Consider the following 11537-nt stretch of genomic DNA (forward strand, 5'->3'; position numbering starts at 1 on the left):
TGACCAGGTCTAACCTCATCAGTACGGTCAATATTTGCGAAAAAGAAAAGTTTATTCTTAATGATCGGCCCACCTAAACTTAATGCGAATTGAGTAACGTCAAGTGGTTGTAAAACAATGGTATTATCTCCAACCTTATTTCCTTGGTTACCCTGATTACGCATTCCGAAAAAAGCATTTCCGAAAAAGTTGTTTCTTCCTGAACGAGTTACCGCGTTAATTGCACTACCTACAAATCCAGACATTCTTACATCATAAGGTGCAACGTTTACTGAAACTTCTTCAATAGCATCAATTGAGATTGGAGAACCACCAGCAGGCAGGTTACTTCCAATACCAAATTGGTTGTTAAAATCTGAACCATCTACTGTAAAGTTATTTTGACGGTAGTTACCCCCACCAATTGAAGCACCGTTAGCTTGAGGAGTAAATTTTGTTAGGTCATTGACACTTCTGCTAATTGTAGGTACATTTTGAATTTGATCACGACCAATATTGGTTGTTGCACCGGTACGATTAGCATTTAATACTGAATTAGGATCTTGCGCTGTAATTACAACTTCCTGAAGCTGTCTTCCAGATTCTTTAAGTGAAATATTTAACACAAAAGGCTCACCTAACTTCAAAACAACTTCGCTAAATGATTCGGCTTGGTAACCAACATAAGTTACTTGGATAAGATATGGACCTCCAACACGCATGTTAGGGATATTAAATCTTCCGTCTACACCGGAAGAGGAACCGTATACAGTTCCGGTAGGCTGATGTGTAGCCTTAATTGTTGCACCAATCAGTGATTCCTTTGAATCACGGATAGTACCCGATAAACTACTAGTTGTTACCTGTGCAGAAAGATTAAACACAGTTGATAACACAACAAGCGTAGCAAGTAAAATTTTCTTCATAAAATGGTTTTTAATTAATTGGTTGATATAAACCATGCAAATGTACATACCATTCCTTAATTTTTTTTAGTAATTGTATTAAGTAAATGTTAAATTTTAAACATAATTATCTACATAATTAATGTTATCAACAACCTAATCAAATAAATCAGTATTAGTCAGGGCAAATATTTTAAACCACTTGAGTATTTTGTTAGATTTGCCTTAATTCTCCATTGTACTACAATTATTAGATATGAATTACGACATCATTATTATCGGAAGTGGGCCAGGCGGATACGTAGCCGCCATTCGTGCAGCACAGTTAGGCTTAAAGGTTGCAATTGTTGAACGCGAATCTCTCGGTGGAATTTGTTTGAATTGGGGTTGTATTCCTACAAAGGCATTGTTAAAAAGCGCTAATGTGTTTGAATATATTACTCATGCAACAGATTATGGAATCAATGTCCAGGGGGCAGAAGTTGATTTTGGCTCAATAATTAAAAGAAGCCGCGGCGTAGCCGAAGGAATGAGTAAGGGTGTTCAGTTCCTGATGAAAAAGAATAAGATCGATGTCATCATGGGTACAGGAAAAATAAAAAAGGGTGGAAAAATTGACGTTATTGATTCTGATGGATCAACAAAAGAATATACTGCCAAGCATACAATTCTTGCAACAGGTGGACGATCAAGAGAATTACCAAATTTAAAGCAGGATGGCAAAAAAATTATTGGCTATCGTCAGGCAATGGTACTAGCAAAGCAGCCAAAATCTATGGTTGTTGTAGGCTCTGGTGCAATAGGTGTTGAATTCGCATATTTTTATAACACCCTAGGAACTAAAGTTACCATCGTTGAATACTTAGATAATATTGTACCTGTAGAAGATGAAGATATTTCTAAACAATTATTAAGAAGCTTCAAAAAATCAGGAATAACAATTATGACTGGCACTAATGTAGAGTCAGTTGATACCAGCGGTTCAGGTTGTAAAGTACAGGTCAAAACCGCTGTAGGTACTGAAATCATTGAATGCGATATTGTACTTTCTGCTATTGGCTATAGTCCTAATCTCGAAAACTTAGGCCTAGAAGAAGTTGGTGTTCAGATTGATAAAGGGCGTGTTCAGGTTGATGATTTTTACAAAACAAACATAGAAGGCGTATATGCTATTGGTGATATTGTTAAAGGTCAGGCACTTGCACATGTTGCTTCGGCAGAAGGAATCATATGTGTTGAAAAAATAGCTGGCCATCATCCGGAACCATTAAACTATAACAATATACCAGGTTGTACCTATTGCTCACCTGAGATTGCCTCAGTTGGTTATACCGAAAAAGCAGCAAAGGAAGCTGGATATGAACTAAAAATTGGGAAGTTTCCATTTTCAGCTTCAGGCAAAGCCAGTGCTGCCGGAGCAAAAGATGGATTTGTTAAAGTTATTTTTGATGCTAAATACGGTGAATTTCTTGGCGCTCACATGATTGGCACCAATGTTACCGAAATGATTGCCGAAGTGGTGGTTGCAAGAAAGCTCGAAACTACAGGCATGGATATTGTCAAAACCGTGCATCCACATCCTACAATGAGTGAGGCAATTATGGAAGCTGCTGCTGATGCCTATGGTGAGGTAATTCACTTGTAAATGAATTTTAGCATTGGCAGTAAATTCTAATATGAAATTATATACGATCGATACGGGTTTTTTCAAGTTGGATGGAGGTGCTATGTTTGGTGTAGTTCCCAAATCTATCTGGCAAAAAACTAATCCGGCAGATGAATTTAATCTGTGTAGTTGGGCAATGAGATGCTTATTAGTTCAAGATGAAGAGCGCCTTATTCTTATTGATAACGGTATAGGTTATAAGCAGGATGAACGTTTTTTAAAACACTACCATTTACATGGCGATGATACGCTTGAAAAATCGCTTGCAAGTATTGGATTCTCTAAAGATGATATAACGGATGTTTTTTTAACTCACCTGCATTTTGACCATTGTGGCGGATCTATTGAAAGACAAGAAGATGGAGCCTTAGTTCCTGCATTCAAAAATGCTATCTATTGGAGTAATAAAGAACACTGGCAATGGGCTGTTGAACCAAATGATCGTGAAAAAGCTTCATTCTTAAAGGAAAATATATTGCCTATTCAAGAAAGCGGAAAACTAAGGTTTATTGATGCTGAAGACGGTATTTCGTTTACAAAGAACATCAAGATTCGCTTTGCTTTTGGACATACTGATGCAATGATGTTACCTCAGATTAGTTATAAAGGCAAAACCATATTGTACATGGCCGATATGCTGCCATCTGTTGGGCATATTCCAATGCCCTACGTTATGTCATATGATATGTTCCCGCTCAAAACCTTGAAAGAGAAAAAGAAATACCTTGAAGAGGCCGTTCAAAATGATTACATTCTATTCCTAGAGCACGATCCGGTTAATGAATGCTGCACGCTACAAGTAACAGAAAAAGGTATCCGTGTTAAGGATACCTTTAAATTAAGTGAGATATAATATAGTATTTAGAACCAAGAGCCATTCCTTTAAAGATATGGCTCTTGTTTTTTTTTCTATCCCCAATTATCTTTCATGATTCATTGATAAAATCAGATTTATGGTATAACCACCTGAGGCTTAGTGCCGGTTATTTGATCTATTTCATCCATTACTTCATTAGTCATTAATGGCACAACCTCTAAAGCAGTTAAATTTTCTTTTAATTGCACTCCTTTAGAAGCACCTAAAATAACAGTACTTACATGAGGGTTTTTTAGACACCATGCAATGGCCAATTTTGCCAATGAGGTATTTAACCTGTCAGCAAGATCTTTCAGTAATTTTACTTTGCGGATATTATCTTCAATAAGAAGCCTATTTCTGAGCCATTCAATATTATCCATACTAAAACGTGCATCTTTTGGATCAGCTTCATTGTATTTACCTGAAAGTAAACCTGAAGCCAGCGGACTCCAGATGGTAGTTCCCATCCCAAAATCGCGGAATAACAATAAAAACTCCATTTCCATTTTATCACGCCAAAGCATGTTATATTGTGGCTGCTCCATTACTGGATGAACTAAATGATTCTTTTCAGCAAAATAGTGAGCCTGCATGATCTCTAAAGCACTCCACTCTGAAGTGCCCCAATAAAGCGCTTTCCCTGATTGAACTAACTGATGCATAGCCCAAACAGTTTCTTCAATAGGTGTTTCTTTATCAGGACGATGACAATAGATTAGATCGACATAATCAAGTTGTAAGCGTTTCAATGCATTGTGAGTTCCTTCAAAAAGATGCTTTTTAGATAGGCCAATCATATTCGGCTTTTTTTCTTCTGCACCAAAAAATATCTTACTTGAAACAATATAAGAACTACGATCCCAATTTTTCTTTTTCAGGATCTTACCCATTACTATTTCTGATTTACCACCAGCATACCCTTCAGCATTGTCAAAAAAATTAACACCGCCTTCATATGCGATATCCATAAGTTCTTCAGCAACCTGATCATCAATCTGCTGACCAAAAGTTAACCAGCTTCCAAGTGAGAGTGCACTAACTTTTAATCCAGATTTTCCTAAACGCCTGTATTCCATTATTTTATGTTTAATTTATTAGTATTAATTTCGTATTCTAAATTAACAATTTACAAGCCAAAAAAAACATTTATGATTTCATGAGCTAAAAAATTACATAGGTCTGTATTATTTTTTAAATTGGCACATTCAAAATGTAATTGAGATTCGCAATTACGAAATATAGAAAATGCAGCTTACTCAACTAGAAATCAAAGGTTTTAAAAGCTTTGGCGATAAAATAACAATCAACTTCAATGAAGGTGTGACTGCTATCGTTGGACCAAATGGTTGCGGAAAGTCAAATGTTGTTGATGCAATACGATGGGTTCTCGGAGAACAAAGCACACGTATGCTTCGTTCCGAAAAAATGGAAAATATTATTTTCAATGGAACAAAAACACGTAAACCTTCTAACCTTGCTGAGGTATCTCTAACCTTTGACAATACAAAAAATATACTTCCAACAGATTTTACAAAGGTAACCATTACCCGAAAGCTGTATCGCTCTGGCGAAAGTGAATACCGATTAAATGATGTTCATTGTCGTTTGAAAGACATTACAGACCTTTTTCTAGATACTGGAATCGGATCAGACTCCTACTCTATCATTGAACTTAAAATGATCGATGAGATCATTGCTAATAAAGACAATTCGAGACGTGCATTATTTGAAGAGGCATCTGGAATATCTAAATACAAACTTCGAAAAAAACAAACATTTAACAAGCTCAAGGATACAGAGGCAGATCTGAGCCGAGTTGAAGATTTACTTTTTGAAATTGATAAAAACCTGAAGACTCTTGAAAATCAAGCTAAAAAAGCTGAACGCTATTTTAGATTAAAAGAACAATATAAAAGTCTTAGTATGATGTTGGCTTCCTTTCGAATAATTAGCTTTAGGGAAGCTCTTACTAGACTTGAAGACAAGGAACAACAACAATTGCTAAGCAATACCGATATCAGTGCTACAATAAGTAACCTTGAGGCAGTACTACAGCAGCAAAAACTGGAAAGTTTAAACCTGGAAAAAAATCTTTCAGTTCAACAAAAAGCTAGTAATGAATTTATTGCTAAGATTCGTAACTATGAAAGTGATAAGAAGTTAAAAAATGAACAATTAAGGTTTCTGGAAGATAAAAAAAACAGGCTCAATGATGAATTAGAAAAAGATAAAAATCAATTGAATCATGTTTTTTACAATCAAAAGCGATTGAATGAAGAACATCTCCAGGAGAGCGAAATTCTTGAAAAAATCAAAGATACAACATCAACTCAGCATCTTGAGATTACTGAACTTAGAACTAAACAACAAAAATCTAAGACTGATCTGGATCTATTCAGCAACGAAAATAACGTACTACAGAATCAAGTATATAAACTTGAAAAGGATATTGCTATTCTTCATATTCAGAAAGATGCTCTTTATCAGGAAAGTAGCCGTAATATGGAGGATACCCGTTCTAAGGAAACAGAACTGAATGAATTTAATAAAGTAATTGATGAGATTGGTGAAAAGCTAAAAAGCAAGCAAAAGGAATTCAATCAAAATAAAGAACTGGAAGATGAGTTAAGTAGACAAATTCAGCGAAGCACCGAACAATTAAAAGGAATTAATGAATCACTGAATCAGGAAAGCAGGAAAATTGACTCTAAGCAGAACGAATATAACCTCACCAAATCAATGGTTGATAATCTGGAGGGTTTTCCTGAATCTATTCGTTTTCTGAAAAAAAATACAAGCTGGGCTAAGCAGGCTCCCCTATTTTCAGATATTTTGTTTTGCCGAGAGGAATATAGGATAGCAATAGAGAACTTTCTTGAACCTGTAATGAACCATTATGTTGTTGAAACACAAACGGAGGCGATACAGGCTATTCAATTGTTAAATGATTCATCAAGAGGACGAGCAAACTTCTTTATTCTGGATGCACTTAATAAAATATCTAAACGAAATTCAGATAAATTAACCAATCAAAACCTGATTTCAGCATTAGATATCATTGATACCGACTCTAAATACCGTCCGCTTTGCGAAATACTTTTATACAATGTTTATCTCCTTGAATCAGGTGATGAACAAGAAATTAAGTCGGAATTGCCAGAAGAACAATATGTCATTCTAAGTAAATCAGGCATGTTCTCTAAAACTCGTTTTGGCATGTCAGGAGGCTCTGTTGGATTATTTGAAGGTAAACGAATAGGACGTGCCAAAAACCTTGAAAAGCTCAGTAAAGAGATTAGCAGCACAGAATCAAGCATTATAAAATTAAAAGATGCGCTATCATTTGAAGATGAAAAACTAAAGAATTTGCAGGAATCATCCCAGAAAGAAAATTTACAAGTACTCCAATTAGAAATTAACAAACTAGAGAATGAGTTCACTTCGGTTAAAACAAAGCAAGAACAATATTTAGCATTTATTGAAAATAGCCTGAATAGAAAGCAAGATATAGAGCTTAAAATTTCAAGTATCAGCAATGAATTAGTAGCTTCTGAGCCTCTATTGTTAGAATTGAAAAATAGTTTGGAAATTAAACAATCACATTTGCTCAATTATCAGCAAGAATACAATGAACTTTCTGATTCACTGAACACTAAATCGGGATTTTACAATCAGGAAAACATACGGTTTCATCAGCAGCAGAATAAAGTTTCGGGAATTGAGAAAGACCTTGAATACCGGGAAAGCCAGCAGCGTTCTCTTGAAACCAGAATAGAATTAAATCAGGTAGAAATTGAAAAAACTGATTTAAGTATTAAAGAAGCCTTACTTTATGCTGATCATTCTGATGAAGACCTGATTGCGATGTATGCACAAAAGGAAGAGTTTGAAAATGCCTTAAAAGATTCAGAACAAGTTTATTATGCCTCTAGAGGAAAAATCACTGAGTTTGAAGAAAATATAAGTTTATTGCGACGTAATAAAGATCAGTCAGACCTAATTAGTAATGACTTAAAAGATCAAAAAAACGCAATTAAATTCGATTTAAATGCATTAAAAGAGCGTTTATCTATTGAATTTGCAATTAATATTTCTGATCTTTTAGATGATGAAATAAGTACAGAAAACGGATCAGAAAATGAGGCAGATCTACGTGAAAAAACAGAACGGCTCAAAAAGCAACTGGATGAATTTGGAGCTATTAATCCTATGGCTATGGAAGCCTATCAGGAGATGAATGAACGTTACACTTTTATTCAAACCCAGAAAAAAGACCTTTCAGAAGCAAAAGCATCCTTATTGCAAACCATTAAAGAAATAGATGATACTGCAAAAGAGAAGTTTATGGATGCTTTTATAAATGTTAGAAAACATTTCATAGAGGTTTTCCGGTCTTTATTTAATGATGAAGATAGTTGTGATCTGATATTAGCTGACCCTTCAAATCCATTAGAATCTGATATTGATATCATTGCAAGGCCAAAAGGGAAAAGACCACTTTCCATCAATCAATTATCAGGTGGTGAAAAGACTTTGACTGCTACCGCGATACTATTCTCATTGTATTTATTGAAACCTGCCCCATTCTGTATATTTGATGAGGTAGATGCTCCTCTTGATGATACCAATATCGACAAGTTCAATAATATCATTCGTGAATTTTCAGACCGCTCACAATTTATTATAGTATCACATAATAAGAGAACAATTGCAAGTACAGACATTATTTATGGTGTTACAATGGCCGAACAAGGGGTATCAAGAGTTGTTGCAGTTGACATCCGTGAAGTTGCTTAAAATTGATTATTGGCAATAATCTAAATAAATTAACATGAAAAAACTAGTACTAACAATTGCATTGCTTTCTGTTTTTTATGCAAATGCACAGAATATAGATCGTTCTAAATTACTGAAAGATATAGAAACACTATCAGCAGATTTGTTTGCTGGAAGAAAAACTGGAACAGAAGGCAATAAGGCCGCTGCAGATTATATCTCTGCAAGATTCACCGAAGCTGGATTAAAATCATTTCAAGATAAATACAGACATCCATTTAGTTTTAAAAACAGGAAGTCTGAGCTGATCAATGGAACCAATCTAATTGGTTTTGTAAAGGGAAAATATGATGATGTAATTGTAATTTCAGCACATTATGATCATGTAGGAGTCAATAATTCTCAAATATATAATGGAGCAGATGACAATGCATCAGGAGTATCCGCTTTATTAGGAATTGCCGAATATTTCAAGGTTCATAAACCTAGAAACACCTTGTTGTTTATTGCCTTTGATGCCGAGGAAATGGGGCTTCAGGGAGCATATGCTTTTTTAAAGGAGCCTATCATATCCAGAAAATCTATTATTATGAATGTTAATATGGATATGATTTCACATAACAAAAAGTCAGAGCTTTATGCTGTAGGGACTTACAAAACACCAATTTTAAAAGAAATCATTGAAGATGCAGATGATAATTCAGGTATAAATATTCTTTTTGGACATGATATTCCTAATTCAGGTAAGGATGACTGGACCATGCAAAGCGATCAGGGTCCTTTTGCAAAAGAAGATATACCTTTTATTTATTTTGGAGTCGAAGATCATGAAGATTATCATAAGCCAAGTGATAAATTTGCAACTATTAATCAGAACTTCTTCCATTCAGCATCTACGGCTATATTAAGGAGTATAATCAAGCTTGATAAGGACTTAAACAAGATTAAGACAAATACCGTAAATTCCTTAAAAACAAAATAGCTATCTTTGAAAAGCAAGCTGTTCTATCGCCGTGATGCAAATCAAGGAGGAAAGTCCGGGCAACACAGAGCATTCTGCTTCCTAACAGGAAGGCTTCATGAAAATGGAGACGGAAAGTGCCACAGAAAATAAACTTCCCGCTTAGGTGGGTAAAGGTGAAAATGTGAGGTAAGAGCTCACAGTATTTTATGGTGACATGAAGTACGGTAAACCCCAGGAGTTGAAAGACCAAATAGGTTCCGGAAGCGAAGCTGCTCGTTTCCTTATGTCGCAGATGCGACATTATCCGGAATGGGTAGGTCGTTAGATCATATAAGCAATTGTATGACTAGATAAATGATAGAATTTCCGATTAATCGGAAAACAGAACCCGGCTTACAGGCTTGCTTTTTTTTAACCTTAATTCCTTAAAAAGGAATCCAAAAATATTACAGAATGTGAAAAATAAAACTCAAACTGTAAAATAATAATAGGAATGTTTCAAAAACAGCCCCTTCAGCTTTAACCTTTCCCCTTTCAGCTTTAAGCTTTCAGCTTTCCCCTTTAAGCTTATCTAAAGTGTTTTAATTTCTGCTACTAATTTTTGAAGTACTGATTTTGCATCTCCAAATAACATAGAAGATTTAGGTTGGAAAAAGAGCTCATTTTCAATACCAGCATAACCGGGATTCATACTCCTTTTATTTATTATAACCAATTTAGAAAGTTCTACATCAAGAACCGGCATTCCATAAATTGGCGATCCTGGATCTGTTTTGGCTGCAGGATTTACAACATCGTTTGCTCCAAGAACCAAAACAACATCTGTTTGAGGAAATTCTTCATTTGCATGTTCCATTTCCAACAATCTGGCATAATCAACATCTGCCTCTGCAAGAAGTACATTCATATGTCCAGGCATACGGCCTGCAACCGGATGGATCGCATAATTAACTTCAACACCTTTGTCGGATAGTAATTTTTCAAGTTCATGGCATACGTGCTGAGCCTGAGCAACAGCCAAACCATATCCTGGAACAATCATAACCTTTTTTGCATAGCTCATTACCACTGCTGAATCACTGATACTTATCTCTTTATAAGCACCCTGATCTTTACTTGTAGATCCTGACGAAGAACTACCAAATGAGCCAATTAAAACATTACTCAATGGTCGGTTCATTGCTTTACACATCAGTATGGTTAAGATTGTACCCGCCGAACCTACCAGAATACCCCCAGTAAGCATCACAGGGTTATCATATAAAAATCCGCCAAAAGCTGCTGCAACTCCTGTAAATGAATTTAACAATGAAATAACAACCGGCATATCTGCACCACCGATTGGTAATACAAAGAATAATCCATAAATAATTGACAATACAAAAACCAAATAGAATAAAGAACCTGCTGCAGGATCACCTGATATAACTAGGTATGCTGAAAGACAGATGATCACAGCAAAAATAACAAGGTTCATAATATGCTGACCATTGAATGCAAAATCTTTGATTCTTCCATTCAGTTTTGCCCAAGCCACCATACTACCGGCAAATGAGATTGTTCCAATAATTAAACCAGCAAAAATAATTAGGAGTGTTCCACTGTTCACTGCTCCACCCAACTGAATTTGATGATTAAGATGATCGAATTCTACTATTGAAATTAACGCAGCGCAGGCACCCCCCATTCCGTTAAATAAACTAACCATTTCAGGCATAGCGGTCATCTTAACCTTTTTTGCTGCAATGGTACCTAAAACGGTACCAATAATCAATGCTGCGAAGATCCAGATATAATTTCCGAGTTTTATACCTTCTTCTTCGTATAGAAATATGGTGCCCAAAATAGATATGGCCATTCCAGCTGCTGCAATAAGGTTTCCTTTTCTGGCACTTTCAGGATGACTTAACATCTTTAATCCGATGATAAAGGTTACAGATCCGATTAGGTAACAAATGATTAGTATATTTAATTCCATTCTATTCTAAATTTCTAATTATAACATTATATATGGTAAATAGCCAAAAGCGCTAAATTTCTATTTCTTCTTTTTAAACATTTCTAGCATACGATCTGTAACCACAAATCCTCCAACCACATTCAAAGTACCTAAGATTACTGCCAAAAATCCAAGAATAAGCGCCAACAGATTATTACTTTCAGCTTTTCCCATTACTATAATGGCACCAATAATAACAACGCCATGAATAGCATTTGCACCACTCATTAAAGGAGTGTGCAGTACACTTGGCACGCGTCCAATAACTTCAATTCCAAGAAATACACTCAAAATTACGATGTAAATCATTTCCTGATGCAGCGATAGCCAGCTAAACATTGTTTCCATATATATGTTGGTTGTTGATTGAACTTTGATCAATTAAATTA

8 protein-coding genes and 1 other RNA gene are annotated in these 11537 nt (G+C 35.4%); 5 read left to right on the plus strand and 4 right to left on the minus strand.

The window, feature by feature from the left end; all coding sequences use genetic code 11:
- On the minus strand, window positions 1-905 hold a 905-nt coding region (locus ACIQZ6_RS10090; RefSeq protein WP_395810697.1), incomplete at its 3' end, for a carboxypeptidase regulatory-like domain-containing protein.
- 235 nt (window positions 906-1140) lie between these two features.
- Here ACIQZ6_RS10090 and lpdA point away from each other — a divergent pair.
- Both lpdA and ACIQZ6_RS10100 read left to right on the plus strand, forming a co-directional pair.
- Window positions 1141-2529, plus strand: coding sequence for a dihydrolipoyl dehydrogenase (gene lpdA / locus ACIQZ6_RS10095; RefSeq protein ID WP_395810699.1), 1389 nt, complete (start codon window positions 1141-1143; stop codon window positions 2527-2529).
- A gap of 31 nt (window positions 2530-2560) precedes the next feature.
- A complete protein-coding gene (locus tag ACIQZ6_RS10100) occupies window positions 2561-3403 on the plus strand; it encodes an MBL fold metallo-hydrolase (RefSeq protein ID WP_395810701.1) in 843 nt (280 codons plus the stop codon).
- 98 nt (window positions 3404-3501) lie between these two features.
- Here ACIQZ6_RS10100 and ACIQZ6_RS10105 read toward each other — a convergent pair whose 3' ends face one another.
- Window positions 3502-4485 carry a potassium channel beta subunit family protein gene (locus ACIQZ6_RS10105; RefSeq protein WP_395810703.1) on the minus strand — a complete coding sequence of 328 codons (984 nt, stop codon included), beginning with the start codon at window positions 4483-4485 and terminating at the stop codon, window positions 3502-3504.
- Between the two features lie 169 nt (window positions 4486-4654).
- On the opposite strand from ACIQZ6_RS10105, the gene smc reads away from it, so the two are divergent.
- From smc to rnpB, 3 genes are all read left to right on the plus strand, one after another.
- Window positions 4655-8206: a chromosome segregation protein SMC gene (gene smc / locus ACIQZ6_RS10110; RefSeq protein WP_395810705.1), complete on the plus strand. Its 3552-nt coding sequence runs from the start codon at window positions 4655-4657 to the stop codon at window positions 8204-8206.
- Window positions 8207-8240: 34 nt separating this feature from the next.
- Window positions 8241-9167, plus strand: coding sequence for a M28 family peptidase (locus ACIQZ6_RS10115; RefSeq protein WP_395810707.1), 927 nt, complete (start codon window positions 8241-8243; stop codon window positions 9165-9167).
- Window positions 9168-9177: 10 nt separating this feature from the next.
- Window positions 9178-9561, plus strand: an RNA gene (gene rnpB, locus ACIQZ6_RS10120) — RNase P RNA component class A.
- Between the two features lie 159 nt (window positions 9562-9720).
- Here rnpB and ACIQZ6_RS10125 read toward each other — a convergent pair.
- Window positions 9721-11127 carry an NAD(P)(+) transhydrogenase (Re/Si-specific) subunit beta gene (locus tag ACIQZ6_RS10125; RefSeq protein WP_395810709.1) on the minus strand — a complete coding sequence of 469 codons (1407 nt, stop codon included), beginning with the start codon at window positions 11125-11127 and terminating at the stop codon, window positions 9721-9723.
- A 60-nt stretch (window positions 11128-11187) separates the two neighbouring features.
- The gene (locus tag ACIQZ6_RS10130) at window positions 11188-11496 is read right to left on the minus strand and encodes an NAD(P) transhydrogenase subunit alpha (protein ID WP_395810711.1); all 309 of its coding nucleotides are present in this window, start codon (window positions 11494-11496) and stop codon (window positions 11188-11190) included.
- Between the last annotated feature and the right edge of the window lie 41 nt (window positions 11497-11537).

The organism is Daejeonella sp., assembly GCF_044348475.1.
Lineage (GTDB): Bacteria > Bacteroidota > Bacteroidia > Sphingobacteriales > Sphingobacteriaceae > Daejeonella.

What these genes read in the sequence shown, in the direction of transcription:
- lpdA (WP_395810699.1), top strand. Translation starts at nt 1,141, where the DNA reads ATGAATTACGACATCATTATTATCGGAAGTGGGCCAGGCGGATACGTA.
- ACIQZ6_RS10100 (WP_395810701.1), top strand. Translation starts at nt 2,561, where the DNA reads ATGAAATTATATACGATCGATACGGGTTTTTTCAAGTTGGATGGAGGT.
- ACIQZ6_RS10130 (WP_395810711.1), bottom strand. Translation starts at nt 11,496, where the DNA reads ATGGAAACAATGTTTAGCTGGCTATCGCTGCATCAGGAAATGATTTAC.
- ACIQZ6_RS10125 (WP_395810709.1), bottom strand. Translation starts at nt 11,127, where the DNA reads ATGGAATTAAATATACTAATCATTTGTTACCTAATCGGATCTGTAACC.
- ACIQZ6_RS10105 (WP_395810703.1), bottom strand. Translation starts at nt 4,485, where the DNA reads ATGGAATACAGGCGTTTAGGAAAATCTGGATTAAAAGTTAGTGCACTC.
- ACIQZ6_RS10115 (WP_395810707.1), top strand. Translation starts at nt 8,241, where the DNA reads ATGAAAAAACTAGTACTAACAATTGCATTGCTTTCTGTTTTTTATGCA.
- smc (WP_395810705.1), top strand. Translation starts at nt 4,655, where the DNA reads ATGCAGCTTACTCAACTAGAAATCAAAGGTTTTAAAAGCTTTGGCGAT.